Origin of the sequence: Deinococcus maricopensis DSM 21211, from assembly GCF_000186385.1 — a bacterium.
Classification (GTDB): domain Bacteria; phylum Deinococcota; class Deinococci; order Deinococcales; family Deinococcaceae; genus Deinococcus_B; species Deinococcus_B maricopensis.
The window spans coordinates 3086357-3110130 of the sequence record NC_014958.1; the positions used below are offsets into that span (position 1 = coordinate 3086357).

Sequence of the window (23774 nt, forward strand, 5' to 3'; positions counted from 1 at the left end):
GCGTTCAGTCCTTGAGGCTCAGGCCGAACTGCGCGAGTTGCGCTTTGATCTCGTCGAGCGAGCGTTCGCCGATGCCGGGGACTTTCTTGAGGTCACGGTCGGAAAGGGCGCACAGGGCGTCCACGCTGTCGATGCCTTCCTCTTTGAGGGAGTGCAGCACGCGCGTGGTGAGGCCGAGGCCTTCCAGGGTGACTTTGGGGCTGTCCAGGTCCGCGGGGTAGGGTTGCGGGTTGATGGACAGCGCGCTGGGCTGCGGCAGGTCATACGCGGCGGGCGTGACGACCGTTTCCGCCTGGATGGTTTCGACGTTGCCGAACACGCTCAGTTCGTCGCGGAGCGTGTCCACGGCCATGTCGAGCGCGCTTTGCGGGTCGGCGCTGCCGTCCGTCCAGATGCGGATGATCAGGCGATCAAGGTCCGTCTGCTGACCGACGCGGGTGTTCTCCACGTGGTACGCGACGCGGCGCACCGGGGAGTACACGGCGTCCACCGGGATGCTGTTGATGCGGTCCTTGGTGGCGTGCTTGTCGGCGGGGACGTACCCTTCGCCTTCCTCGACGCGGACTTCCATGACGAGCTTGCCGTCTTCGGCGAGGTTCGCAATGACGAGGTCCGGGTTGACGATCTCAGCGTCGCTGGGCACCTCGAACGCGCCGGCAGTCACGACGCCCTGGCCCTGCGCACGCAGGGTGAGGGTCTTGGGACCGGGAGCGTGGAACTTCACGACGAGTTCCTTGAGGTTCAGGATGAGCTGGATGACGTCTTCCTTGACGCCGGGGATGGTGCTGAATTCGTGCAGCACGTCCTCGATGTACACGCTGGTCACGGCAGTGCCAGGAATCGAGGAAAGCAGGATCCGGCGCAGGGGGTTCCCGATGGTGACGCCGTAGCCGCGCTTCAGCGGTTCGAGCGTGAACTCGCCGTAGTTGCCGTCAACGCGAGCTTTGAGTTGGGGGCGCTTGCTGTCCACGCGAACCTCCGATTAGCGCGAGTAGAACTCGATGATGAAGTTCTCGTTGATGGGCAGCGCCAGGTCCTCGCGGGCGGGCAGGCGCACAAACGAGCCGGTGAAGGTCTCGGTGTTGAATTCGAGCCAGGGGCTGACGCGGCGGCGCTTGGCGGCTTCCATGTTCTCGAGGATGAAGCCGTTCTGGCGGCTGCGCTCGGCGACGGTGATGACGTCGCCGATCTTGACGCGGTAGCTGGGCACGTCGAGCAGTTTGCCGTTCACGAGGATGTGACCGTGTGCGACGAACTGACGGGCCTGGCGGCGCGTGCTGGCGATGCCGAGGCGGAAGATGACGTTGTCCAGGCGGCGCTCCAGGAACTGGAGGAACACGGTGCCGGTCACGCCGGGAATGTTCGCGGCTTCCTCGAAGAGGTTGCGGAACTGCTTCTCGCTCACGCCGTACAGGCGGGCGAGTTTCTGCTTCTCGCGCAGACGGACGCTGTAGTCACTGGGGCGGCCTTTGCGGCGCTGGCCGTGCTGACCGGGCGCGTAGGGGCGGCGGTCCAGGTACTTCTGGACTTTTTCCGTCTCGGCGAGGTTGATGCCTTCGCGACGGCTTTGTTTGGTAATGGAACCACGAAAACGACCCATGAGTCTCCTTGGGTGCGACCGGCCTCACGTGGGCGGTCGGAAATCTGTCCCTCTGGGGTGCCGTCCCTCCCGGAGGCCGGGAGCGTGCTGGGCGGGCCAGGTGGGAAGCAGGCGGCGCGCAGTCCGCTCAGGCGTGGGGCCTGAGCGGGCTTGATTAGGCGCGGTTCTTCTTGGCGGGGCGGCAGCCGTTGTGGGGCACGGGGGTGTCGTCCATGATGGACTTCACGTCGATGCCGCTGGCCTGGATGGCGCGGATGGCCTGTTCACGGCCGCTGCCGGTACCACGGACGATCACGTCGACGATGTTCATGCCGAAGGACTGGGCCTTCTTCACGGCGTCGGCGGCGGCGAGCTGGGCGGCGTAGGGCGTGCCCTTCTTGCTGCCTTTGTAGCCGATGGTGCCGCCGCTGCTCCACGCGACGCTGTTCCCGTCAGCGTCGGTGATCGTGACGATGGTGTTGTTGTAGGACGCGTGGATGTACGCGCGGCCGGCGCCGATGTTGCGGCGGACGCGGCGGGGGGTCTTGCCTTTTTGAGCTTTCGCCATGGTCCTTACTTCCTCGTGGCCTTCTTCTTCCCGGCGACGGTCTTACGCGGACCTTTGCGGGTGCGGGCGTTGGTCTTGGTGCGCTGACCGCGAACGGGCAGGCCACGGCGGTGACGCAGACCACGGTAGGCGCCGATGTCCATCAGGCGCTTGATGTTCTGGCCGATCTCGCTGCGGAGGTCACCTTCGACCTTGAAGGTCTTCTCGATGGCGTCACGCAGCTGGCCCTGTTCGGCTTCGCTGAGGTTCTTGACGCGCGTGTCAGGGTTCACGCCGGTCTGGGCGAGCACTTCCTTGGCGCGGGTCAGGCCAATGCCGTAGATGTACGTCAGCGCAATTTCGATGCGCTTTTCGCGGGGGAGGTCAACACCTGCAATACGAGCCATGCACTTACCCCTGACGCTGCTTGTGCTTCACGTTCTCGCAGATGACGAGAACGCGTCCGTGGCGACGAATGACCTTGCACTTGTCGCACATCTTCTTGACGCTGGTGCGGACTTTCATGTACTTCCTCCTCGCGCCGCCTTGACCCCATCTTGGGTCCCCAGCAGCGCTCGACCCCCCGCCTGGGCGGGGAATCTGTCACTTCAGGTCGGTGACGGCCGCTTACTTGCGGTAAACGATGCGGCCGCGCGACGTGTCGTAACGCGAGATTTCCAGGACCACGCGGTCGCCGGGCAGGATGCGGATGTAGTGAATGCGCATCTTGCCGCTGATGTACGCCAGGATGTCGTGCCCAGTGTCCAGCTTCACGCGGAAGGTGGTGTTGGGCAGGGCCTCCTCGACCACGCCTTCGGCGCGGACGGTGTCGGTGTCCTCAGTCTTGCGCTCGCGTTTCTCCGGAAATTTTCTTTTCGCCACGTACCCTCCAGGCCTGAAGGCCAAACATAAAACTAGCATGCTGAGCAGCGAGCGGCAAGGGGTGCGTAGTGATTCCCCTGCCGCCAGCGCCGTTCAGCGGTTCAGTTCAGCGCGTTGCGCAGACGCCCGTAGACGTCGTCCATGCTGCCCACGCCGTCGATCACCCGCAGGTGTCCACGCGCGCGGTAGTACTCGATCAGCGGCTGCGTCTGCTCGCGGTACACTGCCTGACGCTGCCGCGCCACCTCTGCCGTGTCGTCGCTGCGGCCGGACGTCTTGCCCCGCTCCACGATGCGCTCGATCAGCTCCTCATCGGGCACTTCGAGCAGCGGCACCGCGTGAATGGGCGCGCCAAGCTCCTCCAGCAGCACGTCGAGGTCATGGGCCTGCGCGACCGTGCGCGGGAACCCGTCGAAGATGACGCGCACCGCTTCGAGACTGGCAAGCTTGTCGCGAATCAGGGCGATCAGGATATCGTCGGAAACCAGTTGGCCCTTGTCCAGCACGTCTTTGACCTGCAGGCCCAGTTCGGTGCCGCGCGCGACGTGGTCGCGCAGGATGTCGCCGGTGCTGATCTTCACGAGGTCAAGGTCGCGCGCGAGGCGCTCGGCCTGCGTGCCTTTGCCGGCGCCGGGCGGGCCCAGGAAAATCACCACTCGGTTACGTTCAGCGTTCAATTCTTCCCTCCTCGCGCTGCCCAGCTGGGCGGCGGTGGCTTGATGTGGTTGCGCGGTGACCAGCGGGACGCTGGCACATTCGAGCGATTGTACCGCGTGCACGCCAAAACGCGCGCGGGCGGGCCAAGCCCGCCCGCGCGCGTTGTCTTTACAGGCGACCGCGAATGCGGCCTTTGCTGATGAACCCGTCGTACCGCCGGACCGTGAGTTGCGACTCGAGCTGCTTAAGCGTGTCGAGCGCGACCCCGACCACGATGAGCAGACCGGTGCCGCTCAACTGGAAGGTGGTGATGCCAGTGGCTTTCTGCACGATCTGCGGCAGGATGGTGAGCACCGCCAGGAAGATCGCGCCCCACAAGCTGATGCGGCTGCTGATGCGCCCGAGGTACTCGGCCGTGGCCGTGCCGGGGCGCACGCCGGGAATGAACCCGCCGCTCTCGCGCAGCTGCTCGCTGATGCGCTTCGGGTCGAACTGCACGCTGTTGTACAGGTACGTGAACCCGAAGATCAGCAGCACTTCCAGGGCGAGGTACAGCGGGCTGCCGAAGCTGAGGTACTTCCCGATGAAGTCGGCGACCTGCGGCGCGCGCGTCGTCGTGGCCTGCTGAATCAAGTTCGGGAGGATCAGCATGGCGCCCGCGAAGATCACGGGAATCACGCCGGCCTGGTTGACCTTGATCGGCAGGTACGTGGCCTGGCCGCCCACCTGGCGGTTGCCGACCTGCTTGCGCGCGTACTGCACGGGCACGCGGCGTTCGCCCTGCTGGACGAACACGATGCCCGCGAGCACCACCAGCAGAATCACGATGAACGCGACGATGCCGAGCAGCGACACCTGGTCCTTGGCGAGCAGCTGTCCGGTCAGGCTGATGTCCACCGGGTAGCGGGCGACGATGCCGGCCATGATGATCAGGCTGATGCCGTTGCCGATACCGACTTCGGTGATGCGCTCACCGAGCCACATCGTGAACGCGATGCCGGCCACCTGGGTGAGGACCATCACGACGACCGTGAAGGCGTCCTGGCCCCAGCCGGGCGAGAGCTTCGCGGGGTCGTTCACGATGCCGGCCAGCACGAAGAACAGCGCCTGCACCGTGCCGAGGCCGATGGCGGCGTAGCGGGTGTACTGCGTGATTTTCTTGCGGCCCTCCTCGCCTTCCTTGCTGAGCTTCTCAAGGAAGGGGATGGTGGAGGTCAGCAGCTGAATGACGATGCTCGCCGTGATGTACGGCAGCACGCCCAGCGCGAAAATCGAGAATTGCGAAAGATTCCCACCCGAGATCAGGCTGATCAAGCCAAACAGACCACCATTGGTGGTCTGTTCCAGGGCCGAGACGTTGACGCCCGGCGTCGGGATCGCGTTGCCAAGGCGGTAGACGCCCAGCAGCAACAGGGTGAAGAGGATCTTCCGCTGAAGGTCCGGGATGCGGAACGCGTCGCGGAAGGCCCGCAGCATGTTAGGCGTCCTTCTCGGCGCTAACTTGCGGGAGGACGACGCTGCCGCCGGCCGCTTCGATGGCCTTCACGGCCGCTTCGCTGGCGGCGTCCACGTGCACGGTGAGGGCCGTTTTGACTTCGCCGCGCGCGAGGAGCTTCACGGGGCGGTCTTTGCGGCGCACCAGGCCGGCGGCGGCCAGGGCTTCGCGGTCGACCGTGCCGGTCAGTTCGGCGATCTGGCTGAGGTTCACGACCTCGTAGACGGTGCCGACGTTGTTGAAGCCGCGCTTCGGCAGGCGGCTGATCAGCGTGCTGCGGCCACCTTCGAAGAACTGGCCTTTACCGGCGCCGCTGCGGGCCTTTTGGCCTTTGTGGCCACGGCCGGCGGTCTTGTCAGTGCCGCCGGGGCCACGGCCGACGCGTTTGCGGTTCTTGCGCGCGCCGGGATTGGCCTTGAGTTCGTTGAGCTTCACTCGGTCACCTCCAGGAGGTGTTTGACTTTCTCGACCATGCCGCGGACGGCGGGCGTGTCAGTCAGTTCACGCGTCTCGCCGATGCGCTTCAGGCCGAGCGCCTTGACGGTCTCGACTTGGTCTTTCTTGCGGCCGATGACGCTGCGCTTCAGCGTGATTTTCACTGGGCGCTCCCTTCCGCTTGCGCGGGCGCGGCGGGCGCCGGGGTGCCGCGCAGGGCTTTGACCTGCTTGGCGGTCCGGAGGCGCTTCAGGCCGTCGAACACCGCGTACGCGACGTTGATCTGGTTACGGCTGCCGAGCTCTTTGCTGAGCATGTTGGTGATGCCCGCGAGTTCGGCGATGCTGCGGGGCACGGTGCCCGCGATCACGCCGGTACCGGGCGCGGCGGGCTTGAGCAGCACGTGGCTGTTCGTGCCTTCCCCGACGATGTCGTGGGGGATCGTGCCGTTTTCGACGGGCACGGTGATCATGTTCTTGCGCGCGATGGCTTTGGCCTTCTCGATGGCCACCGGCACTTCTTTGGCTTTGCCGATGCCCATGCCCACGCGACCATTGCGGTCACCGATGATGACGAGCGCGGCGAAACGGAACCGACGGCCACCCTGGTAGGTCTTGGCGGTGCGGTTGATGCTGATCATCTTCTCTTCGAACTCGCTGCTTTCACGCTCGCGGTCCGGACGACGGTTAAAAGTCAAGGCCACCCTCCCGCGCCGCGTCCGCGAGCGCCTTCACGCGACCGTGGTAGCGGAACTGACCGCGGTCGAACGCGACTTGTTTGACTCCCTTGGCGACGGCGGCTTCCGCGAGGGCCTTGCCCACAGCGGCGGCGGCGTCGGTCTTGGTGCCTTCAGTGCTGAGCTTCTTGCTGCCGACCTGGGCGATGGTGGTGCCCGTGGTGTCGTCGATCAGCTGCGCGTAGATGTGCTTGCTGCTGCGGAAGATGCTGAGGCGCGGACGGACGCCGGCTGCCACGCGCACCTTGCGGCGGTTGCGGAGCTTGCGGCGGCCCGTCGTGACGTTGTTGGCGCTCATTTCTTGCCTTTCCCGCCCGTGGCGCCGGCTTTACCAGCCTTGAGGGCAATCTTCTCGCCGGCGAAGCGCACGCCCTTGCCGTGGTAGGCATCGGGTTTGCGGACGCGGCGGACGTTCGCGGCGACCTGACCGACGAGTTGCTTGTCGATGCCGGTCACGTCAATTTTGGTGGGTTCCGGCACGGTGAAGCTCACGCCGGCGGGCGGGTCGATAACGACCGGGTGGCTGTAGCCGATGGTGAGTTCCAGGGCCTTGCCGCTGAGCTTGGCGCGGTAACCGACGCCTTTGAGCTCGAGGTTGATGGTGTAGCCGTCGCTGACGCCCTTAACGGCGTTGGCGACGAGGGTGCGGGTCAGGCCGTGCAGGGCGCGGTGGTCCTGTCGGTCGCTGGGACGCTCGACGAACAGCGCGCCGTTTTCCTCGCGGATGCTGAGGGCGCTGTTGAAGGGCACCTGCAGTTCGCCTTTGGGGCCTTTGACCTTGAACAGGCCACTTTCGACCGTGGTGGTCACGCCGTTCGGGACGGCGATGGGTTGTTTACCGATGCGGGACATGCAGCCTCCTTACCAGAGCACGCAGATGACTTCGCCGCCGACGCCGGCTTTGCGGGCGTCACGGTCGGCCATCAGGCCTTTGCTGGTGGACACGACGGCGAGGCCCAGGCCCTTTTGGACGCGGGGCAGGTTTTCGACGCTCGCGTAGGCGCGGCGGCCGGGACGCGAGATGCGCTCGATGTGCTTGATGACTTGTTCGCGCTTGTGACCGTACTTGAGGGTCAAACGCAGCACGTCGAACTTGCCTTCTTCGCTCACGCGCTCGCTGGCGGCAATAAAGCCTTCCTTGACGAGCAGCTTGGCGAGTTCCTCCTTGAACTTGGAGGCCGGCACGTCCACGCTCTCTTTGTAGCTGCGCGTCGCGTTACGGATGCGCGTCAGCATGTCAGCAATGGGGTCGCTCAGCATGGTTCCTCCGCACGGGCATCGCTGCCCGGCGTTCTGGTCCGCCGTTCTCGGGCGGGCCGGGGTGCTCTATTGAGCAGTCTTTGTTATGGGTCCGACTCCGGACGATCACCGCATCAATGCGAGCGGTTCGTATCCAGGCGGCGTGGACGGGGCTGGTGGATTACCAGCTGGCTTTTTTCACGCCGGGCAGTTCGCCCGCGTGGGCCATTTCGCGCAGCACAATACGGCTGACGCCGAAGAACCGGATGTAGCCACGGGGGCGGCCGGTCAGGGCGCAGCGGTTGTGCAGGCGGGTGGGGCTCGCGTCGCGGGGCAGCTGCGCGAGACCGACGTAGTCGCCGGCGGCCTTCAGCTCCGCGCGCTTGGCCGCGTACTTGGCGACCATTTTTTCGCGGTGCTTCTGGCGTTGGATTTTCGCTTTCTTCGCCATTTCTCACTCCTGCTCGGGCGGGCGGGCGGTGCCGCTGGCGCCGTCGAGACATTTGCGCGGCTGTTCGTTGCGACCGTGAACCCTGCGGCTCGGCGGTCAGCAATGAGAGGCCGACACAAGAAAGCAGTATACGCGACACCTCGGCAAAAAGGAAACGCGCGTCGGTCACATTCTCACCAGCGGAGCGCGGCCCGGGATGACCCGGGCCGCGCTCCGCTGCTCCCTTACTTGCGGAAGGGGAAGCCGAGGGCCTGCAGCAGCGCGCGGGCTTCCTCGTCGTTCTTGGCGGTCGTGACGACCGTGATGTCCATCCCGCGCACCTGGTCGACCATGTCGTAGGTGATTTCGGGGAAGATCAGCTGCTCTTTGATGCCGAGGTTGTAGTTGCCGCGGCCGTCGAAGCTGTTGGGGTTGATCCCGCGGAAGTCGCGGATGCGGGGCAGGCCGATGTTGATCAGCTTGTCCAGGAAGTCGTACATGCGCTGGCCGCGCAGCGTCACCTTCACGCCGATGGGCATGCCCTGGCGGAGCTTGAAGTTGCTGATGCTCTTCTTCGCTTTGGTGACGACGGGCTTCTGCAGGGTGATCAGCGCGAGTTCACGGCTGGCCTTGTCGATGGCCTTGCTGTCCTCTTTGCTGCTGCCGAGGCCCTGGTTGACAACAACCTTCTCGATGCGGGGGACGGCCATGATGCTGCTGTATCCGAACTGCTGCTGCAGCTGGACGCGCACCTCACCGTTGTACTTGTCTTTGATGATGCTCATGTTGCCTTCCTTCGGGCGGTCAGGTCGCCCAGGACGCCCCGGGGGGCGCCCCCGGGATTAGTCGATGACCTTGCCGCTGGAAACCGCGACGCGCACCTTTTTGCCGTCGCGGGTTTCGCGGCGGACGCGGGTGGCTTTGCCGGTTTCGGGGTCCACGAGGCGGACCTTGCTGGCGTGCAGCGCCGCGGGGCGCTCTTCGATGCCGCCTTGCGGGTTGGTCGCGCTGGGCTTGACGTGCTTCTTGACGATGTTCACGCCGTCCACGACGACCTTCTGCTCGCCGGGGAGGGCCATGAGCACTTTGCCCGTCTGGCCTTTGTTCTTGCCGCGCGTGACGATGACGGTGTCGCCGGTCTTCACGTGCAGTTTGTTGTTGTGGTGGCTGCCGGCGCTAGGACGGGGCATTACAGCACCTCCGGGGCGAGCGACACGATCTTCATGAAGCGGCGGTCGCGGAGTTCACGGGCGACCGGCCCGAACACGCGGGTGCCGCGGGGCTCGCCGTTGTTGTTGATGATGACGGCGGCGTTCTTGTCGAAGCGGATCACCGAGCCGTCGGGGCGCTGGATGCTCTTGCTGGTGCGCACGACGACGGCTTTGACGACGTCGCCGCTCTTGACGGCACCGCGGGGGGCGCTTTCCTTGACGCTGGCGACGATGATGTCGCCGACGTGAGCGTAGCGCTTGTTACCGCCGCCGCCCTTGGTGAGGCCCTTGCCGCCGATGCCGCTGTTCAGCACGCGGATGCACATGATTTCGCGCGCGCCGCTGTTGTCCGCCACGTCGAGGCGGGTCTGGGGCATGATCATGCGTTACCGCCTTCCGTCTCCACGGCGGTCGTTTCGATGCCGCGGGGACGCTCGATCAGGCGCGTGACCTTCCAGGTCTTCGTCTTGCTGATGGGGCGCACCGCGAGGATCTCGACGCGGTCACCGATGCGGAATTCGTTGTTCTCGTCGTGGGCAGCGTACTTCTGGCTGCGGGTCACGACCTTGCCGTACAGCGGGTGCGCGTAGCGACGCTCGACCTTGACGCTGACGGTCTTGTCGGCCTTGTCGCTGACGACGACGCCCTGGAACGTCTTCTTCGCCATTACTTCTCACTCCCCTGGGCGAGTTCGCCCTGGATGGTCAGGAGCTGGGCGACTTCGCGGCGCAGTTGGCGGACGCGCGCGGGGTTCGCGAGCTGACCGACGGCGGCCTGGAACCGCAGCTCCATCAGTTCTTTCTTGCGGTTCGCGACTTCCTGCTCGAAGGCGCTCGCGTCGAGCTGGCGCATCTCACTGAGCTTCATCGTATACCTCGCGCTTCACCATCTTGGTCGCGATGGGCAGCTTGTGCCCGGCCAGACGGAAGGCTTCTTTGGCCTGCTCTTCGGTCACGCCGGCCACTTCGAACATCACACGGCCGGGCTTGACCACGGCCACCCAGTACTCCACGGCGCCCTTACCTTTACCCATTCGGGTTTCGGCGGGTTTCTTGGTGATGGGCTTGTCCGGGAAGATGCGGATGTAGATCTTACCGCCGCGGCGGAAGTGGCGGCTCATCACGATGCGGCACGCCTCGATCTGGTTGCTCTTGATCCACGCGGGCTCGGTAGCGATGAGGCCGTAGTCGCCGAACGCGACGTAGTCGCCGCCCTTGGCGTCGCCGGTCATGCGGCCGCGGAACATTTTGCGGTACTTGGTGCGCTTCGGAAGAAGCATCACTCACCTCCAGTGCGGCGGCGCGCGGCGGGGCGACGGCGGTTCGGGCGGTCGCCGTCTTCGCGGCGGCCACGGTCCTGACGGGGGGGACGCGCGAGCGTCTCGGTCTTCCCGCCGATGACTTCACCGTTGAACACCAGCACCTTGATGCCGATGATGCCGTACGTGGTGCGCGCGAGCGCGGTGCCGTAGTCGATGTCGGCGCGCAGGGTGTGCAGGGGCACGCGGCCTTCGAGGACTTTTTCGGTGCGGGCCTGCTCGGCGCCGCCGAGACGGCCACTCATAACGACCTTGACGCCACGGGCGCCGGATTCCATCACGCGCTGCGCCGCCTGCTTCATGGCGCGGCGGAAGGCGAAGCGGCGCTCGATCTGCTCCGCGACGCGCAGGGCCACCAGGGGCGCGCTGATGTTGGGGTTGGGAATCTCCGCGACGTTCACGGCGACGGTACCGGCGCTCACGAGCGCTTCGATCTGGCCGCGGAGGCGCTTGATGCTGTCGCCGCCCTTGCCGATCACGATGCCGGGTTTCGCGGCGCTGATGATCACGTTGACCTGCTGGCCGGCGCGTTCGATTTCGATGCGCGCGATGCCGGCGGCCTTGAGTTCCTTCTCGACGAGGTTGCGGATGCGCTCGTCTTCCTGGAGGAGTTTGCTGTAGGTCTTCTTGCCGGCGTACCAGCGGCTGTTCCAGCCTTTGGTGATGCCCAGGCGGAAGCCGTTGGGGTTGATCTTGTTACCCATTAGGCGCGCTCCTCGAGGATGATCGTGATGTGGCTCGTGCGCTTCTTGATGATGTTCGCCGCACCGCGGGCGCGGGGCAGGAGGCGCTTGAGGGTGGGGCCGGCGTCCACGAACACCTGGGCGACGTAGAGGCGGTCCTCGATCATGTCGTGGTTGTTCACGGCGTTGGCTTTGGCGCTCTTAAGCACCTTGCTGACCGGCTCGCTGGCGCCGCGGGGGATGAAGCGCAGCAGGTCCTCGGCGTCACGCACGTTCTTGCCGCGGATCACGTCGACCACAAGGCGGACCTTGCGGGGCGCGATGCGGATGTACTTGGCAATCGCTTTGGCGGCCATTACTTCTTCTTGCTCCCTTTGGCGTTCTTGTCCGCGCCGTGGCCGCGGTACGCGCGGGTGGGGCTGAACTCGCCGAGTTTGTGGCCGATCATCTGCTCGTTCACGAAGACGGGCACGTGCTGCTTACCGTTGTACACGGCGATGGTGTGACCGATCATTTCGGGCACGATGGTGCTGCGGCGGCTCCAGGTCTTGATGACGCGCTTGTCGTTTTTGTCGTTCTGGATGTCGACCCTCTTCAGGAGGGACTCTTCCACGAACGGCCCTTTTTTGAGGCTACGGGGCATAGTTCTCCTTATTTACCCTTGCGGCGGGAAATGATGAAGCGGTCGGACACCTTACGCTTGCGGCGCGTCTTCAGGCCCTTGGCCTGCTGGCCCCAGGGGCTGACGGGCGGGCGGCCCGCACCGGTGCGGCCTTCACCACCGCCGTGGGGGTGGTCGACCGGGTTCATGGCGCTGCCGCGCTGGTGCGGCTTGCGGCCGAGCCAGCGGCTGCGACCGGCTTTACCGATCACGATGTTCTTGTGCTCGGCGTTGCCGACGTTACCGATGGTGGCGTAGCACTCGGTGTGGACGCGGCGGAGTTCGCCGCTGGGGAGGCGCAGGACGACGTAGTCGCCTTCCTTGCCCTGGACCTGCGCGCTGGTGCCGGCGCTGCGGGCGAGCTGGGCGCCCTTGCCGGGGACCAGTTCGATCGCGTGTACGACGCTACCGACGGGGATGAAGCGCAGCGGGAGGGCATTGCCGACCTTGGGTTCCGCTTCGGGGCCGCTGACGACCTTGCTGCCGACCGTGAGGCCTTCGGGCGCGAGGACGTAGCGCTTCTCGCCGTCCGCGTACGCCAGGAGGGCGATGCGGGCACTGCGGTTCGGGTCGTACTCGAGCGCGGCGACGCTGGCGGTGACGCCGGCTTTGTCGCGGCGCTTGAAGTCGATGATGCGGTAGAGGCGCTTGTGGCCACCGCCGATGAATCGGCTGGTGATGCGACCGCGGTTGTTACGACCGCCGGTCTTGGGGAGCGCTTCGGTCAGGTGCTTCTCGGGACGCTTCTTGGTGAGGTCCGAGAAGTCCGCGGTCGTCATGGTGCGACGCGACGGGGTGTACGGACGGTACTTCTTGAGTGCCATGATTCAGATCTCCTTAGACCAGGCCCTCGAGGGCTTCGATCTTCTGGCCTTCGGCGAGCTTGACCATGGCCTTCTTGCGGCTGTTGCGCTGGCCCGTGAAGCGGCCCACGCGCTTGACCTTGCCAATGGCGTTGAAGGCGGTGACTTTCACGACCTTGACGCCGAACACCTGTTGAACGGCGTTCTTGATCTGGGTTTTGGTGGCGTCGGTGTCCACCCAGAAGGTGTACACGCCGCGTTCCATGCCGGCGAAGGCCTTTTCGGAGACGACCGGCGCCTTGATGACGTCGAACTGGCTCACTGGTTCTCCTCCTCTTTGGCGGGTTCCAGGGCGATCGCGTCGATGATCAGGCGCTCGTGGCGCAGGATGTCGTACACGTTCAGGCCGGCGACGGGCAGCGCGGTGACCCAGCTGAGGTTGCGCGCGGCGCGGCGGGTGGCTTCGTCGTCGGTGACGAGGAAGACGCGCTCGCTGCCGTCCATGCCGTTTTCCTTCGCCCAGGCGACGAAGCTCTTGGTCTTGCCGTCGAGGCCGAAGCCGTCCACGGCGAGCAGCTTGTCCTGCGCCTGACGGTCCGCGAGGGCCATCGCGAGGCCGAGCTGGCGGACTTTCTTGGGCAGGGTGTAGGCGTAGCTGCGGGGCTTGGGGCCGAACGCGACGCCGCCGCCCACGAAGGTGGGAACGCTGCGGTCGCCGTGACGGGCGTTACCAGTGCCCTTTTGGCTGTACATCTTCTTGCCGCCGCGGCTGACCTGCGCGCGCGTCTTGGTGCTCGCGCTGCCCTGGCGGCGCTTGGCGAGCTGCCAGCTGACGACTTCGTGCAGGACGTGGGTGTTGACTTCCGGCAGGTCCACGTCGATGTTGCGACCGCCGTTTTGGCCGATCACTTTAATCTGCGCCATTACTTGACTCCCTTGACGGCCTGGCGCAGCACCACGAGGCCACCGTTCGCGCCGGGGATGGCGCCCTTGACGAGAATCAGGTTCTCGCCGGCACGCACTTCCACGACTTCCAGGTTCTGGACGGTGACGCGCTCGTTGCCCATGCGGCCCGCCATGCGCTTGCCTTTGTACACGCGGCCGGGCGTTTTGCGCTGACCGATGGAACCGGGGCGGCGGTGCCACTTCTTGCTGCCGTGGCTCGCGGGACCACCCTTGAAGTTCCAGCGCTTCATGACGCCCTGCGTGCCTTTACCTTTGCTGGTGCCGGTCGCGTCGATCTTCTCGCCCGCGCCGAAGATGTCCACCGTGATGGTGTCGCCTTCGGGGGTAAAGTTGCGGAACTCGCGCAGGTAACGCACGCCGCTCACGCCAGCCTTCTTAAGATGACCCATGAGGGGGCGGTTGATGCGCTTCTCGTTTTTGGGCATGAAGCCCACCTGCACGGCCTCGTAACCGTCGGTCGCAGTGGTCTTGCGCTGCACGACGGGGCAGGGGCCGGCGAGCACGACGGTCACAGGGATGACCTTGTCGTCCTTCCAGACCTGCGTCATGCCGACTTTGGTGCCGAGGATGCCCTTCACGCGCGGCCCCCGACGGTCTTGATCTCAATGTCCACGCCCGTGGGGAGGTCGAGGGTCATGAGGCTGTCGATGGTCTTTTTGGTGGGGTTCTCGATGTCCACGAGGCGGTTGTGCGTACGGATCTCGAAGTGCTCGCGGCTGTCCTTGTACTTGAAGGGGCTGCGGAGCACGGTGAAGCGGCGGATGCGCGTGGGCAGGGGCACGGGGCCGCTCACGTTCGCGCCGGTGCGGCGGACGGTGTCCACGATCTTGCTCGCGGACTGGTCCAGGGCCTTGTGGTCAAAGCCACGCAGCTTGATACGGATCTTGGGGGCTACCATGTCATTCACTCCACAATCTTGGTGACGACGCCGGCGCCGACGGTACGGCCGCCTTCGCGGATGGCGAAGCGGAGGCCTTCTTCCATGGCGATGGGCTTGATCAGGTCCACGGTGAAGCTGATGTTGTCACCGGGCATGACCATTTCGACGCCTTCGGGCAGTTCCACGATGCCGGTCACGTCCGTGGTGCGGAAGTAGAACTGCGGGCGGTAGCCGCCGAAGAACGCGCTGTGACGGCCACCCTCGTCCTTGCTGAGGATGTACACGCTGGCTTCGAACTTGGTGTGGGGCTTGATGGTGCCGGGTTTGGCGAGCACCTGGCCGCGTTCCACGTCGTCACGCGCCACGCCGCGCAGCAGCAGGCCGACGTTGTCGCCCGCCATGCCCTGGTCGAGGAGCTTGCGGTGCATTTCGATGCCGGTGACGGTGGTCTTGCGGGTGTCGCGCAGGCCGACGATTTCGACTTCGTCCTGGACCTTGATGACGCCACGTTCGACGCGGCCGGTGGCGACGGTGCCACGACCGGTGATGGTGAAGACGTCTTCGACGGGCATCAGGAAGGTCTTGTCGGTGTCGCGCTCGGGGGTGGGGATGTAGCTGTCGACGGCGTCGAGCAGTTCCCAGATCTTGTCAACCCACTGGTTTTCGCCGCGGGCGGTCTTGGGGTTGCCCTGGAGCGCTTCGAGGGCCTGGAGGGCGCTGCCCTTGATGACGGGGAGGTCGTCGCCGGGGAATTCGTAGCGGCTGAGCAGCTCGCGGATTTCCATTTCGACGAGTTCCAGCAGTTCTTCGTCGTCGACCATGTCGACTTTGTTCATGAACACGACGATGTAGGGCACGCCGACCTGACGGGCGAGCAGGATGTGCTCGCGGGTCTGGGGCATGGGGCCGTCAGCGCTGCTCACGACCAGGATCGCGCCGTCCATCTGCGCGGCGCCGGTGATCATGTTCTTGACGTAGTCGGCGTGACCGGGGCAGTCCACGTGGCTGTAGTGGCGCGTGGGGGTGTTGTACTCGACGTGCGCGGTGTTGATGGTGATGCCGCGGGCCTTTTCTTCGGGGGCCTTGTCGATCTGGTCGTACGCGAGCTTCTCGACGGTGGGGTCGCTGGCGGCGGCCGTGAAGGTGATCGCGGCGGTCAGCGTGGTTTTCCCGTGGTCGACGTGCCCGATGGTGCCCACGTTCACGTGCGGCTTCGTGCGTTCGAACGTACCTTTAGCCATAAATCTCGTCTCCTCAAGCGGTGGACACAACAGTGTGCAGCCCTTTGATCAGGCGCCCGGACCGGGTCCACATTGGGTTGAAACCCGCCGCGCGCGTGTCCGCGTCGCGGCACAATGCACCAACACCTTTGTTCGGTGCACCGACTTCGCATGTTACTCAAAACTCTTCGTGAAGGCAACCCCAAGAGCAGAGGCCGACGTTCCCGTCGGCCTCCAGGCAAGGTGGGTGCTGGTCAGCGGCTGGCGTAACGCTGCACGTCCGGATCGAACGCGCCGATCAGCATGAAGATCCCGAGGATGGTGCCGATCGGGAAGTTCAGCAGGCTGATGATCCCAATAACGATCGCCGCGATCCGGCCCCAGCTTTTGCCTGCCTGCAGCGCTTTGAACGTGAAGAATTCGAAGACCAGCCACGCAATGCCGACAAGGCCGCTGACCCATAGGGACGCCCCGGTGAAGAGACGGGCAATTTGCAGTTCTTGCGCGTTCTCGCTGCTGGCACCCAGCACCATGTTGAGGAAGCCCCCCAGGAACGGCAGCAGCAGCAGTCCCAGCACGCCGAGCACCATCGTGATGATGAGAGAGGTTGTGACCCATGACAGTTTTTGAGGCACCATGCTCCGAGGGTAACACGTGAGAATTTCCTGTGAACGCAATTCTGGGATGGAAAGTAGACATCAGAAAGAGGGCGACCCCTTGCGGTGTCGCCCTCTCCCCTGTTGCTTTACTTCTTCATCAGTTGCTGCGCGATGTTGTTCGGCACCTGGCTGTAGTGGTCGAAGAACATGCTGTAGCTCGCGCGGCCCTGGGTCATGCTGCGCATGTCAGTCGCGTAGCCGAACATCTCGCTCAGCGGCACGAAGGCCTTGACGATCTGCGCGTTGCCGCGGGCTTCCATGCCCTGAATCTGGCCACGACGGCTGTTCAGGTCGCCGATGATGTCGCCCATGTAGTCCTCGGGGACGGTCACTTCGACGCGCATGATGGGTTCCAGCAGCGCCGGGGCGCCCTTCTGGACGGCTTCCTTGAGCGCCATGCTGCCGGCGATTTTGAAGGCCATTTCGCTGGAGTCGACTTCGTGGTAGCTGCCGTCGTACAGGCTGACCTTCATGTCCACGACGGGGAAGCCGAGCATCGGGCCACTCTGCATGGCTTCTTCGATGCCCTTCTGGGCGGGGCCGACGTACTCGCGGGGCACGGTGCCGCCGACGACGGCGTTTTCGAAGATGAAGCCGGAGCCGGGCTCGAGGGGTTCGGCCTTGATCTTGACGTGGCCGAACTGACCGCGACCGCCGGACTGACGCACGAACTTACCTTCGACGTCGACCGCCTTGGTGATGGTTTCGCGGAACGCCACCTGGGGCGCGCCGACGTTCGCTTCGACCTTGTACTCGCGCTTCAGGCGATCCACGAGGATCTCAAGGTGGAGTTCGCCCATGCCCGCGATGGTGGTCTGACCGCTTTCCTGGTCGGTTTCGACCTTGAAGGTGGGGTCTTCTTCCGCAAGGCGCTGCAGGCCGATGCCCATTTTTTCCTGGTCGGCTTTGGTCTTCGGCTCGATGGCGAGCTTGATGACGGGTTCCGGAACGTCGATGCTTTCCAGCAGGACGTGCTCGTCGCCGTCGCCGATCAGGGTGTTGCCGGTGCCGGCGTCCTTGAGGCCGATCACGGCGCCGAGTTCCCCGGCCTTCAGTTCGGTGACTTCTTCGCGGCTGTTGGCGTGCATCTTCAGCAGGCGGCCAACGCGTTCGCGCTTGTCCTTGCTGGCGTTGTACACGTAGCTGCCGCTCTGGAGCGTGCCCGAGTAGATGCGGACGAAGGTCAGGCGGCCGACGTAGGGGTCAGCCATGATCTTGAACGCGAGGCCGGCGAGTTTGCCGTTCGGGTCGGCGGGGAACTCGCGGGTTTCTTCGCTGTCCTCAAGGGTGCCCTTGATGGCGGGCACTTCGAGGGGGCTGGGCAGGTAGTCCACGACGGCGTCGAGGAGCAGCTGCACGCCCTTGTTCTTCAGCGCGCTGCCGCAGAGAACCGGGAAGATTTTCTTCTCGATGGTGCCTTTGCGGAGGGCGGCGACGAGCTCCTCGACGGTGGGCTCTTCGCCCTCGAGGTACTTCATCATCAGATCTTCGTCGACTTCGGCGGCGGCTTCGATCAGCGCGGCGCGCATTTCGGTGACCTTGTCAGCGTACTCGGCGGGCACGTCGTGCTCTTCGATGTCGGTGCCGAGGTCGTTGGTGTAGGTGTACGCGCGCTGGCGGACGATGTCGATGATGCCTTTGAAGTCGCTTTCCTGGCCCATCGGGTACTGCACGGGCGCGGGGATCGCGCCGAGGCGCTCGCGGATGTCGTTCAGCACCAGCTCGAAGCTCGCGCCGGTCTTGTCCATCTTGTTGCTGAACGCGATGCGGGGCACGCCGTAACGGTCGGCCTGGCGCCACACGGTTTCAGACTGCGGCTCCACGCCCTGGCTGCTGTCGAACACGGCGACGGCGCCGTCCAGCACGCGCATGCTGCGTTCCACTTCGATGGTGAAGTCCACGTGGCCGGGGGTGTCGATGATGTTGACGACGTACTCCTGGCCAGCACGGGTCCACTTCGCGGTGGTGGCGGCGGCGGTGATGGTGATGCCGCGCTCGCGCTCCTGCTCCATCCAGTCCATGGTGGCGGCGCCGTCGTGCACTTCACCGATGTTGTGGGTGCGGCCGGTGTAGTACAGGATGCGCTCGGTGGTGGTGGTCTTGCCGGCGTCGATGTGCGCGGCAATCCCGATGTTGCGGAAGTGGTTCAGGTAATTCCCGGTTTTGGTGGTCATAAGGTCTCCCTGACAATTCTGACGTGACGCGCGTCACGCGTTGGTGAAGGAAGGCGCGAACTGCCTGCGAAAGAGCGCCTTGCATGCGAAAGGGGACGGCAGACGGCTGCCGTCCCTACTCGCTCCGCTCGGACTCGCTGTGCGAGTCGGGACAGTCTTACCAGCGGTAGTGCGCGTAGGCGCGGTTGGCTTCCGCCATGCGCTCCACGTCGTCTTTTTTCTTGATGGCGCCACCGCGGCCCTGCGCGGCGTCCATCAGTTCGCCGGCAAGGCGCTCGATGGCGGTGCGCTCGGGGCGACCTTCAGCGGCGTTGGTGAGCCAGCGCAGCGTGAGGCTCTGGGTGCGGCGGGGGTTCACTTCGACGGGCACCTGGTAGGTGCTGCCGCCGACGCGGCGGCTGCGGACTTCCACGCGCGGCTTGATGTTGTCGTACGCCTGGCGGAACACCTTCAGGGGCTCCTGACCGGTGCGTTCCTGGATCAGGCGGCAGGCGCCGTAGAACACGCGGCTGGCGACGTTCTTCTTACCGTCGCGCATGAGGCGGTTGATGAGCGCGCTGACGACGACGTCCTGGTAGACGAGGTCAGGCGCGAGGGGGCGGATTTCAGCGTTGCGGCGACGAGCCATGGTTCTCTCCTCGTGGGTGCGGTTGCACAGGCACGTTCAGGCGCTGCGGAGCGGGGCGTGGTGCCCGCACGCTGCCGCAGCGTGAACGACTTATTTCTTCTTCGCGCCCGCGGCGGCAGCGCCAGCCTTGGGCTTCTTGGTGCCGTACTTGCTGCGGCTCTTGTTGCGGTCCTTGACGCCCTGGGTGTCGAGGCTGCCGCGAACGATGTGGTAGCGCACGCCGGGGAGGTCCTTCACACGGCCGCCGCGGATCAGCACGACGCTGTGCTCCTGCAGGTTGTGGCCTTCGCCGGGGATGTACGCGGTGACTTCGAAGCCGCTGGTGAGGCGCACACGGGCGATCTTGCGGAGCGCCGAGTTGGGCTTCTTGGGGGTCGTGGTCTTCACGACGGTGCAAACGCCGCGGCGGAAGGGGCTGCCCTTCAGCGCGGGAACTTTGCTCTTCTTGGCGAGCGTGGCGCGGCCCTTACGGAGCAGCTGTTGAACGGTAGGCAAGAGTCAATCACTCCCTTACTGGTGCTTGAGGTGGGCCTCTCCCCGTCAGCCAGCATGGCCGCGACGCACGGCGCACTGAGGGGGCTGGAGGCTGGTTCGCGAATTCGCTCGGGTGCAACCCAACCGGGCAGAATCCAACCCCGCTATCTTACTGCGCTTCCGTCCGTGCGTGCAAGGCGCGGCGCGGCTGTCTAGCGCCCGCCCTGCAGGTGTCTAGCGAAAAAGCTCGCGGCGGCGCGCACGCGGCGAGTACGGTGGGCGAACCCCGGACGGCCCGCCCCGGGGGGTGAGCGCCCCGGCGCTCTCGCGGCTCAGGAGGCGCCACCCCTCCCCGGCGCCCCCCGGGAGCCGCGCCCACCGGGCACGCTGCACGCCACCTTTCGTCCGCCCTGCCCTGGGGCCTGTTGGTTCCCACCGCGCTGACCGCGGGAGCCGTGTCCCCGCGCTGCATGCCGCACCGCCACCTTGGTTGCCCGTTTCGCCCGTGAAGGGTGGAAGGTGACGCCCCCATCCGCTCCGACCACTGTTCAGGAGGTTCCCGCGTGACGCATTCCGCTCCGACCCGCACGGCCCGCCGCATTCCCGAGGCCAGCACCTGGGCCGCCCTCTACGCCCGCGCTCAGGCCCTCGCGCCCGACGCGCTGGGCGCTGACGGCCATGTCCGCAACCTCACGCACGGCCGCTGGCAGGCGACCGGTGAACCGCGCCGCACCGTCAGCCCGGTAGACGGTGCGGCGCTCGCCAGCCTTCCCATGCTCAGCGCCGCCGACGCGCGCGCCGCCGTCGAAGCCGCCGCGCAAGAGCACGCCACCTGGAGCACCGTTCCCCTTGATGAACGCCGCGCGCGCGTCGCCGACGCCGTGAATCGCATCGAGGCGCAGCGTGACCTGCTCGCGCAACTGCTGATCTGGGAGATCGGCAAGCCGTACCGTCAGGCCCTCACGAGCGTCGACCGCACTGTCAGCGGCGTCCGCTGGTACCTGGAGCACATCGACGAGATGCTGACGGGCCGCGCGCCGCTCGGCCTGATCAGCAACATCGCGTCGTGGAACTACCCGCTGAGCGTTCTCGTGCACGCCATGCTGGTGCAGGCCCTCGCGGGGAACGCCGTGATCGCCAAGACGCCCACCGACGGCGGGCTGGTCGCGTTGACGCTCGCTGTGGCCCTCGCCCGCGAGGCGGGGCTGCCGTTCTCGCTGGTGAGCGGCAGCGGCGCGCAGCTCAGCGAGGCGCTCGTGCGTCACCCGGACGTCGCGGCACTCGCGTACGTCGGCGGCAAGAGCAACGGGCGCGACATTGCCGCAGCGCTCGTGGACCGCAGCAAACGCTACATGCTCGAAATGGAAGGCGTGAACGCGTACGGCGTGTGGGACTTCAGTGACTGGGCGCTCCTCGAACAGCACCTGAAAAAAGGCTACGAGTACGGCAAGCAGCGGTGCACGGCGTACGCGCGGTTCGTGGTGCAGCGGGCCCTCTTCCCGCAGTTTCTGGAGACGTACCTGCGCGTGGCGCCCACCCTCACGGTCGGGCACCCGCTGCTCGCCACCGAGGACGGTCAGCTCCCGGATGTGGACTTCGGCCCGCTCATCAACGCGCAGAAGGTCGAGGAGTTGCAGGCCCGGATCGAGGAGGCCACGACGCGCGGCGCCGTGCCCATCTACGCGGGCACGCTCGACCCGGCGAACTTCCTGCCGGGTCAGGACGTGCGGGCGTACATTGCCCCGACGGCGCTGCTCGCGCCTCCTCGGGGGACGGCGCTGTACCACGCCGAGCCGTTCGGGCCGGTGGACACGTTCGTGCTGGTGGACAGCGTGGACGACTTGATCACCGAGATGAACGTCAGCAACGGGAACCTCGTGGCAACCATCGCCACGGACGACGCGCGCGTGGCGGACGAGGTGTTCGCGCGTTCCCGCGCGTACAAGGTCGGGCATAACGTGTTGCGCTCACGCGGGGACCGCGAGGAGACGTTCGGCGGGCTCGGCGAGAGCTGGACCGGCGCGTTCGTGGGGGGCGCGCTGCTGGTGCAGGCCGTGACGGTCGGGCAGCCCGGCGAGCGCCTCGCGGGGAACTTCCCGGAATACAGCCTGCTGCCGGGCCGTGCACGTCGTCCCTGACGCGAAGGGGTGTTGACAGAACTCAGGCTCGCCTGTAACCTAAGCGAGCCTGAAACGCCCAGGTGGCGGAATTGGTAGACGCACTAGTTTCAGGGACTAGCGCCGCGAGGCGTAGGGGTTCAAGTCCCCTCCTGGGCACCACATCACACCCCCGCTTCGGCGGGGGTGTTTGCTTTGCGGCCTGAAGGGCGGCGTACGGGCCATGTACCTTGAAGGCGTGCCCCTGATCCGCACCCTCACCCCCGATGACGCCTACGCGTACGGGAACACCCGCCTGGAAGCGCTCGAACGTGACCCTCAGGCGTACGGGTCGTCCGCCGAGGAGCACCGTCAGCTGACGGTCGCGCACCTGCAGGCGCGCATTGCAGACGTGCCCGGCGGGAACTTCACGGTCGGCGCCTTCCAGGGCGACGCGCTGCGCGGCATGGCCACCTTCATCCGCCACACGGCGCGGAACACGCGGCATTCCGGCACGGTCGTCGGCGTGTACGTCGGCGCGGAACTGCGCGGGCAGGGCGTCGGCCGGCACCTGCTGACGCTCCTGCTGGACCGTCTGCGCACGTACGACGACCTGGAGCGGGTTACGCTGAGCGTCACGACCACGCAGACCGCCGCGCGCGCCCTGTACCGCACCCTCGGGTTCGTGCCGTACGGCCTGGAGCCCGGCGCGCTCAAGGTGAACGGCGTCCTGTTCGACGAGGAGCATCTGGTGCTGGCGCTGCGCTGAGCCGTCAGCGGCGCCGCGCGCGGTATCGCTCGATCATGCCCGCGTACAGGTCCGCGAGCGCCCGGGCGCGCGTGTGCACGTCGTACGGCGCGGCGCTGGCCCGCGCGCCGTCCCGCAGGGCCGGCAGGCGATCCGGGTGCAGGGTGTGCAGCAGGCCCTCCGCGAGCGCTGCGGGCGTCGCTTCCCGGACGGTGCCGTTCACGCCCTCCTGAATCAGGTCGAGGGCGGCGGGGCTGCGCGCGGCCACGAGCGGCGCGCCCGCGGCGAGCGCCTCGATCATGCTCATCGGCAGCACCTCGCTGGTGCTCGCCGTGACGAACGCGTCCGCGAGCGAGAGCGCCTCGGGCACGCGGGCGTACGGCACGGGCCCGGCGAAATGCACGCCGTCCGGCGCGTTCGCGGCGAGGTCCCGGCGGGACGGGCCGTCCCCGACCACCAGCAGGTGCAGGTCCGGCTGCGTGCGCCGCGCGCGCGTCACGGCGTCCAGCAGCACCTCCAGGTTCTTCTCCGGCGCGAGCCGCCCCAGGTACACCGCGAGCGGCACGCCCGCCGGGACGCCCCAGGCGGCACGGTCCACGCGGAGCGCCTGCCGGAACGCCTGCAGGTCCACCGGGTTCGGGAAGCGTGTAATGCGGCCGTCCACGCCGTACGAACGGAGCATGTCCTCCATGGCGCGCCCCGGCACCAGCACCTCATCGACGCGGCGCGCGAACGCACCCACGTGCGCGCGGACCAGGGCGCGGGACATGCGGCGCGGCATGCGCGCGTAGTGCGTGTACTCCTCGTACTGCGTGTGCGCCGTGAAGGCCAGCGGAACGCGTGCACGGTACGCCCAGCGCACCGCCAGCTGCCCGGCCAGGAACGGGTGCATGGTGTGCAGCACGTCCACGTCCCGCCACGGCAGTTTCGCCTCGATGGCGACGGACGGCACCAGCATCAGCGGGTAATCGGGCGGGGTGCCCCAGGTGGTGCTGGGCAGGCGGTACACGCCTGGCTCGGGCGCCCCGGCCACCTGCGCCGGGTGCGCGGGGGCGAACACGCGCACGTCATGGCCCGCGTCGCGCAGGCCGCGGGCGAGCAGCGCGGTGCTGGTGGCCACGCCATTCCGCGAGGGAAGGTACGTCGTGCTGACCAGGCCGATGCGCAGCGCCACAGTGGCGGCAGTCTACACCGACTGGCCCTGCGCGGTCGCGGCCCGCCGCGCTCGTCTGGCCTGCGCGCGCCGTGCGCGC

At 66.3% G+C, this 23774-nt stretch carries 37 protein-coding genes and 1 tRNA gene; 3 read left to right on the forward strand and 35 right to left on the reverse strand.

Translation table 11 applies throughout. From position 1 onward, the window contains the following. Window positions 1–4: 4 nt before the first annotated feature. The 34 genes from DEIMA_RS14610 to rpsL form a co-directional block, all read right to left on the reverse strand. A complete protein-coding gene (locus tag DEIMA_RS14610) occupies window positions 5–970 on the reverse strand; it encodes a DNA-directed RNA polymerase subunit alpha (RefSeq protein WP_013558046.1) in 966 nt (321 codons plus the stop codon). Window positions 971–982: 12 nt separating this feature from the next. Further along, the gene (gene rpsD / locus DEIMA_RS14615; RefSeq protein ID WP_013558047.1) at window positions 983–1600 is read right to left on the reverse strand and encodes a 30S ribosomal protein S4; all 618 of its coding nucleotides are present in this window, start codon (window positions 1598–1600) and stop codon (window positions 983–985) included. A 154-nt stretch (window positions 1601–1754) separates the two neighbouring features. Beyond that, a complete protein-coding gene (gene rpsK, locus DEIMA_RS14620; protein ID WP_013558048.1) occupies window positions 1755–2147 on the reverse strand; it encodes a 30S ribosomal protein S11 in 393 nt (130 codons plus the stop codon). Between the two features lie 5 nt (window positions 2148–2152). Next, window positions 2153–2533: a 30S ribosomal protein S13 gene (rpsM, locus tag DEIMA_RS14625; protein WP_013558049.1), complete on the reverse strand. Its 381-nt coding sequence runs from the start codon at window positions 2531–2533 to the stop codon at window positions 2153–2155. Between the two features lie 4 nt (window positions 2534–2537). Then, window positions 2538–2651: a 50S ribosomal protein L36 gene (rpmJ, locus tag DEIMA_RS14630; protein WP_013558050.1), complete on the reverse strand. Its 114-nt coding sequence runs from the start codon at window positions 2649–2651 to the stop codon at window positions 2538–2540. Between the two features lie 102 nt (window positions 2652–2753). Further along, window positions 2754–3047 carry a translation initiation factor IF-1 gene (infA, locus tag DEIMA_RS18745; RefSeq protein WP_083810873.1) on the reverse strand — a complete coding sequence of 98 codons (294 nt, stop codon included), beginning with the start codon at window positions 3045–3047 and terminating at the stop codon, window positions 2754–2756. 62 nt (window positions 3048–3109) lie between these two features. Then, on the reverse strand, window positions 3110–3685 hold the full coding sequence (locus DEIMA_RS14640) for an adenylate kinase (RefSeq protein WP_013558052.1): 576 nt from the start codon (window positions 3683–3685) through the stop codon (window positions 3110–3112). Between the two features lie 148 nt (window positions 3686–3833). Next, window positions 3834–5141: a preprotein translocase subunit SecY gene (gene secY, locus DEIMA_RS14645; RefSeq protein WP_013558053.1), complete on the reverse strand. Its 1308-nt coding sequence runs from the start codon at window positions 5139–5141 to the stop codon at window positions 3834–3836. A gap of 1 nt (window position 5142) precedes the next feature. Continuing rightward, the gene (gene rplO, locus DEIMA_RS14650) at window positions 5143–5595 is read right to left on the reverse strand and encodes a 50S ribosomal protein L15 (protein WP_013558054.1); all 453 of its coding nucleotides are present in this window, start codon (window positions 5593–5595) and stop codon (window positions 5143–5145) included. Continuing rightward, the gene (gene rpmD, locus DEIMA_RS14655) at window positions 5592–5759 is read right to left on the reverse strand and encodes a 50S ribosomal protein L30 (protein ID WP_013558055.1); all 168 of its coding nucleotides are present in this window, start codon (window positions 5757–5759) and stop codon (window positions 5592–5594) included. Before rpmD ends, rplO begins: the two co-directional genes overlap by 4 nt. Then, complete coding sequence (gene rpsE / locus DEIMA_RS14660) at window positions 5756–6292, reverse strand: 30S ribosomal protein S5 (protein ID WP_013558056.1); 537 nt, start codon at window positions 6290–6292, stop codon at window positions 5756–5758. Before rpsE ends, rpmD begins: the two co-directional genes overlap by 4 nt. Continuing rightward, window positions 6282–6629, reverse strand: coding sequence for a 50S ribosomal protein L18 (gene rplR / locus DEIMA_RS14665; protein ID WP_013558057.1), 348 nt, complete (start codon window positions 6627–6629; stop codon window positions 6282–6284). The genes rpsE and rplR overlap by 11 nt, the downstream gene beginning before the upstream one ends. Next, the gene (gene rplF, locus DEIMA_RS14670; protein ID WP_013558058.1) at window positions 6626–7183 is read right to left on the reverse strand and encodes a 50S ribosomal protein L6; all 558 of its coding nucleotides are present in this window, start codon (window positions 7181–7183) and stop codon (window positions 6626–6628) included. The genes rplR and rplF overlap by 4 nt, the downstream gene beginning before the upstream one ends. Before the next feature lie 9 nt (window positions 7184–7192). Beyond that, entirely contained in the window at window positions 7193–7591 is a 399-nt protein-coding gene (rpsH, locus tag DEIMA_RS14675) for a 30S ribosomal protein S8 (protein ID WP_013558059.1), read from the reverse strand. A gap of 160 nt (window positions 7592–7751) precedes the next feature. Continuing rightward, the gene (gene rpsN / locus DEIMA_RS14680; RefSeq protein WP_013558060.1) at window positions 7752–8021 is read right to left on the reverse strand and encodes a 30S ribosomal protein S14; all 270 of its coding nucleotides are present in this window, start codon (window positions 8019–8021) and stop codon (window positions 7752–7754) included. Window positions 8022–8245: 224 nt separating this feature from the next. After that, window positions 8246–8785: a 50S ribosomal protein L5 gene (gene rplE, locus DEIMA_RS14685; RefSeq protein ID WP_013558061.1), complete on the reverse strand. Its 540-nt coding sequence runs from the start codon at window positions 8783–8785 to the stop codon at window positions 8246–8248. Between the two features lie 57 nt (window positions 8786–8842). After that, a complete protein-coding gene (rplX, locus tag DEIMA_RS14690; RefSeq protein WP_013558062.1) occupies window positions 8843–9190 on the reverse strand; it encodes a 50S ribosomal protein L24 in 348 nt (115 codons plus the stop codon). Further along, window positions 9190–9594, reverse strand: a complete 405-nt coding sequence (gene rplN / locus DEIMA_RS14695) for a 50S ribosomal protein L14 (RefSeq protein ID WP_013558063.1) — start codon at window positions 9592–9594, stop codon at window positions 9190–9192. The genes rplX and rplN overlap by 1 nt, the downstream gene beginning before the upstream one ends. Next, window positions 9591–9878 (reverse strand): 30S ribosomal protein S17, encoded by a 288-nt coding sequence (gene rpsQ, locus DEIMA_RS14700; protein ID WP_013558064.1) that lies wholly within the window; start codon window positions 9876–9878, stop codon window positions 9591–9593. The genes rplN and rpsQ overlap by 4 nt, the downstream gene beginning before the upstream one ends. Then, window positions 9878–10078 (reverse strand): 50S ribosomal protein L29, encoded by a 201-nt coding sequence (gene rpmC / locus DEIMA_RS14705; RefSeq protein ID WP_013558065.1) that lies wholly within the window; start codon window positions 10076–10078, stop codon window positions 9878–9880. The genes rpsQ and rpmC overlap by 1 nt, the downstream gene beginning before the upstream one ends. Further along, window positions 10065–10490 (reverse strand): 50S ribosomal protein L16, encoded by a 426-nt coding sequence (gene rplP, locus DEIMA_RS14710; RefSeq protein ID WP_013558066.1) that lies wholly within the window; start codon window positions 10488–10490, stop codon window positions 10065–10067. Before rplP ends, rpmC begins: the two co-directional genes overlap by 14 nt. After that, a complete protein-coding gene (gene rpsC / locus DEIMA_RS14715; RefSeq protein ID WP_013558067.1) occupies window positions 10490–11233 on the reverse strand; it encodes a 30S ribosomal protein S3 in 744 nt (247 codons plus the stop codon). The genes rplP and rpsC overlap by 1 nt, the downstream gene beginning before the upstream one ends. Next, window positions 11233–11568, reverse strand: coding sequence for a 50S ribosomal protein L22 (gene rplV / locus DEIMA_RS14720; RefSeq protein ID WP_013558068.1), 336 nt, complete (start codon window positions 11566–11568; stop codon window positions 11233–11235). Before rplV ends, rpsC begins: the two co-directional genes overlap by 1 nt. Then, the gene (gene rpsS, locus DEIMA_RS14725; RefSeq protein WP_013558069.1) at window positions 11568–11855 is read right to left on the reverse strand and encodes a 30S ribosomal protein S19; all 288 of its coding nucleotides are present in this window, start codon (window positions 11853–11855) and stop codon (window positions 11568–11570) included. The genes rplV and rpsS overlap by 1 nt, the downstream gene beginning before the upstream one ends. An 8-nt stretch (window positions 11856–11863) precedes the next feature. Further along, window positions 11864–12697, reverse strand: a complete 834-nt coding sequence (rplB, locus tag DEIMA_RS14730; RefSeq protein WP_013558070.1) for a 50S ribosomal protein L2 — start codon at window positions 12695–12697, stop codon at window positions 11864–11866. A 13-nt stretch (window positions 12698–12710) separates the two neighbouring features. Next, the gene (locus tag DEIMA_RS14735) at window positions 12711–12998 is read right to left on the reverse strand and encodes a 50S ribosomal protein L23 (RefSeq protein ID WP_013558071.1); all 288 of its coding nucleotides are present in this window, start codon (window positions 12996–12998) and stop codon (window positions 12711–12713) included. After that, a complete protein-coding gene (gene rplD, locus DEIMA_RS14740) occupies window positions 12995–13600 on the reverse strand; it encodes a 50S ribosomal protein L4 (RefSeq protein ID WP_013558072.1) in 606 nt (201 codons plus the stop codon). The genes DEIMA_RS14735 and rplD overlap by 4 nt, the downstream gene beginning before the upstream one ends. Then, window positions 13600–14220 carry a 50S ribosomal protein L3 gene (gene rplC / locus DEIMA_RS14745; protein WP_013558073.1) on the reverse strand — a complete coding sequence of 207 codons (621 nt, stop codon included), beginning with the start codon at window positions 14218–14220 and terminating at the stop codon, window positions 13600–13602. Before rplC ends, rplD begins: the two co-directional genes overlap by 1 nt. Then, window positions 14217–14540 (reverse strand): 30S ribosomal protein S10, encoded by a 324-nt coding sequence (gene rpsJ / locus DEIMA_RS14750; RefSeq protein ID WP_013558074.1) that lies wholly within the window; start codon window positions 14538–14540, stop codon window positions 14217–14219. Before rpsJ ends, rplC begins: the two co-directional genes overlap by 4 nt. 5 nt (window positions 14541–14545) lie before the next feature. Beyond that, complete coding sequence (tuf, locus tag DEIMA_RS14755) at window positions 14546–15763, reverse strand: elongation factor Tu (RefSeq protein ID WP_013555989.1); 1218 nt, start codon at window positions 15761–15763, stop codon at window positions 14546–14548. 233 nt (window positions 15764–15996) lie between these two features. Continuing rightward, window positions 15997–16380, reverse strand: coding sequence for a hypothetical protein (locus DEIMA_RS14760; RefSeq protein ID WP_013558075.1), 384 nt, complete (start codon window positions 16378–16380; stop codon window positions 15997–15999). A 107-nt stretch (window positions 16381–16487) separates the two neighbouring features. Next, the gene (fusA, locus tag DEIMA_RS14765; RefSeq protein WP_013558076.1) at window positions 16488–18575 is read right to left on the reverse strand and encodes an elongation factor G; all 2088 of its coding nucleotides are present in this window, start codon (window positions 18573–18575) and stop codon (window positions 16488–16490) included. 157 nt (window positions 18576–18732) lie between these two features. Beyond that, window positions 18733–19203, reverse strand: a complete 471-nt coding sequence (gene rpsG / locus DEIMA_RS14770) for a 30S ribosomal protein S7 (protein WP_013558077.1) — start codon at window positions 19201–19203, stop codon at window positions 18733–18735. A 90-nt stretch (window positions 19204–19293) separates the two neighbouring features. Next, a complete protein-coding gene (rpsL, locus tag DEIMA_RS14775; protein WP_013558078.1) occupies window positions 19294–19698 on the reverse strand; it encodes a 30S ribosomal protein S12 in 405 nt (134 codons plus the stop codon). Window positions 19699–20240: 542 nt separating this feature from the next. Between rpsL and DEIMA_RS14780 the strand changes: the two genes are divergently transcribed. The 3 genes from DEIMA_RS14780 to DEIMA_RS14790 all read left to right on the forward strand — a co-directional run bounded on the left by DEIMA_RS14780 (window position 20241) and on the right by DEIMA_RS14790 (window position 22542). Further along, on the forward strand, window positions 20241–21815 hold the full coding sequence (locus DEIMA_RS14780) for an aldehyde dehydrogenase family protein (RefSeq protein ID WP_013558079.1): 1575 nt from the start codon (window positions 20241–20243) through the stop codon (window positions 21813–21815). Between the two features lie 56 nt (window positions 21816–21871). After that, window positions 21872–21956 (forward strand) — tRNA-Leu (locus DEIMA_RS14785). Window positions 21957–22032: 76 nt separating this feature from the next. Continuing rightward, window positions 22033–22542 carry a GNAT family N-acetyltransferase gene (locus DEIMA_RS14790; protein ID WP_043817446.1) on the forward strand — a complete coding sequence of 170 codons (510 nt, stop codon included), beginning with the start codon at window positions 22033–22035 and terminating at the stop codon, window positions 22540–22542. A 4-nt stretch (window positions 22543–22546) separates the two neighbouring features. On the opposite strand, the gene DEIMA_RS14795 is transcribed toward DEIMA_RS14790, so the two are convergent. After that, the gene (locus tag DEIMA_RS14795; RefSeq protein WP_043817448.1) at window positions 22547–23689 is read right to left on the reverse strand and encodes a glycosyltransferase; all 1143 of its coding nucleotides are present in this window, start codon (window positions 23687–23689) and stop codon (window positions 22547–22549) included. Window positions 23690–23774 lie beyond the last annotated feature (85 nt).

What these genes read in the sequence shown, in the direction of transcription:
- rpsD (WP_013558047.1), bottom strand. Translation starts at nt 1,600, where the DNA reads ATGGGTCGTTTTCGTGGTTCCATTACCAAACAAAGCCGTCGCGAAGGC.
- rpsK (WP_013558048.1), bottom strand. Translation starts at nt 2,147, where the DNA reads ATGGCGAAAGCTCAAAAAGGCAAGACCCCCCGCCGCGTCCGCCGCAAC.
- rpsM (WP_013558049.1), bottom strand. Translation starts at nt 2,533, where the DNA reads ATGGCTCGTATTGCAGGTGTTGACCTCCCCCGCGAAAAGCGCATCGAA.
- rpmJ (WP_013558050.1), bottom strand. Translation starts at nt 2,651, where the DNA reads ATGAAAGTCCGCACCAGCGTCAAGAAGATGTGCGACAAGTGCAAGGTC.
- infA (WP_083810873.1), bottom strand. Translation starts at nt 3,047, where the DNA reads ATGCTAGTTTTATGTTTGGCCTTCAGGCCTGGAGGGTACGTGGCGAAA.
- secY (WP_013558053.1), bottom strand. Translation starts at nt 5,141, where the DNA reads ATGCTGCGGGCCTTCCGCGACGCGTTCCGCATCCCGGACCTTCAGCGG.
- rplR (WP_013558057.1), bottom strand. Translation starts at nt 6,629, where the DNA reads ATGAGCGCCAACAACGTCACGACGGGCCGCCGCAAGCTCCGCAACCGC.
- rplF (WP_013558058.1), bottom strand. Translation starts at nt 7,183, where the DNA reads ATGTCCCGCATCGGTAAACAACCCATCGCCGTCCCGAACGGCGTGACC.
- rpsH (WP_013558059.1), bottom strand. Translation starts at nt 7,591, where the DNA reads ATGCTGAGCGACCCCATTGCTGACATGCTGACGCGCATCCGTAACGCG.
- rpsN (WP_013558060.1), bottom strand. Translation starts at nt 8,021, where the DNA reads ATGGCGAAGAAAGCGAAAATCCAACGCCAGAAGCACCGCGAAAAAATG.
- rplE (WP_013558061.1), bottom strand. Translation starts at nt 8,785, where the DNA reads ATGAGCATCATCAAAGACAAGTACAACGGTGAGGTGCGCGTCCAGCTG.
- rplX (WP_013558062.1), bottom strand. Translation starts at nt 9,190, where the DNA reads ATGCCCCGTCCTAGCGCCGGCAGCCACCACAACAACAAACTGCACGTG.
- rplN (WP_013558063.1), bottom strand. Translation starts at nt 9,594, where the DNA reads ATGATCATGCCCCAGACCCGCCTCGACGTGGCGGACAACAGCGGCGCG.
- rpsQ (WP_013558064.1), bottom strand. Translation starts at nt 9,878, where the DNA reads ATGGCGAAGAAGACGTTCCAGGGCGTCGTCGTCAGCGACAAGGCCGAC.
- rpmC (WP_013558065.1), bottom strand. Translation starts at nt 10,078, where the DNA reads ATGAAGCTCAGTGAGATGCGCCAGCTCGACGCGAGCGCCTTCGAGCAG.
- rplP (WP_013558066.1), bottom strand. Translation starts at nt 10,490, where the DNA reads ATGCTTCTTCCGAAGCGCACCAAGTACCGCAAAATGTTCCGCGGCCGC.
- rpsC (WP_013558067.1), bottom strand. Translation starts at nt 11,233, where the DNA reads ATGGGTAACAAGATCAACCCCAACGGCTTCCGCCTGGGCATCACCAAA.
- rplV (WP_013558068.1), bottom strand. Translation starts at nt 11,568, where the DNA reads ATGGCCGCCAAAGCGATTGCCAAGTACATCCGCATCGCGCCCCGCAAG.
- rpsS (WP_013558069.1), bottom strand. Translation starts at nt 11,855, where the DNA reads ATGCCCCGTAGCCTCAAAAAAGGGCCGTTCGTGGAAGAGTCCCTCCTG.
- rplB (WP_013558070.1), bottom strand. Translation starts at nt 12,697, where the DNA reads ATGGCACTCAAGAAGTACCGTCCGTACACCCCGTCGCGTCGCACCATG.
- rplD (WP_013558072.1), bottom strand. Translation starts at nt 13,600, where the DNA reads ATGGCGCAGATTAAAGTGATCGGCCAAAACGGCGGTCGCAACATCGAC.
- rpsJ (WP_013558074.1), bottom strand. Translation starts at nt 14,540, where the DNA reads ATGGTAGCCCCCAAGATCCGTATCAAGCTGCGTGGCTTTGACCACAAG.
- tuf (WP_013555989.1), bottom strand. Translation starts at nt 15,763, where the DNA reads ATGGCTAAAGGTACGTTCGAACGCACGAAGCCGCACGTGAACGTGGGC.
- DEIMA_RS14760 (WP_013558075.1), bottom strand. Translation starts at nt 16,380, where the DNA reads ATGGTGCCTCAAAAACTGTCATGGGTCACAACCTCTCTCATCATCACG.
- fusA (WP_013558076.1), bottom strand. Translation starts at nt 18,575, where the DNA reads ATGACCACCAAAACCGGGAATTACCTGAACCACTTCCGCAACATCGGG.
- rpsG (WP_013558077.1), bottom strand. Translation starts at nt 19,203, where the DNA reads ATGGCTCGTCGCCGCAACGCTGAAATCCGCCCCCTCGCGCCTGACCTC.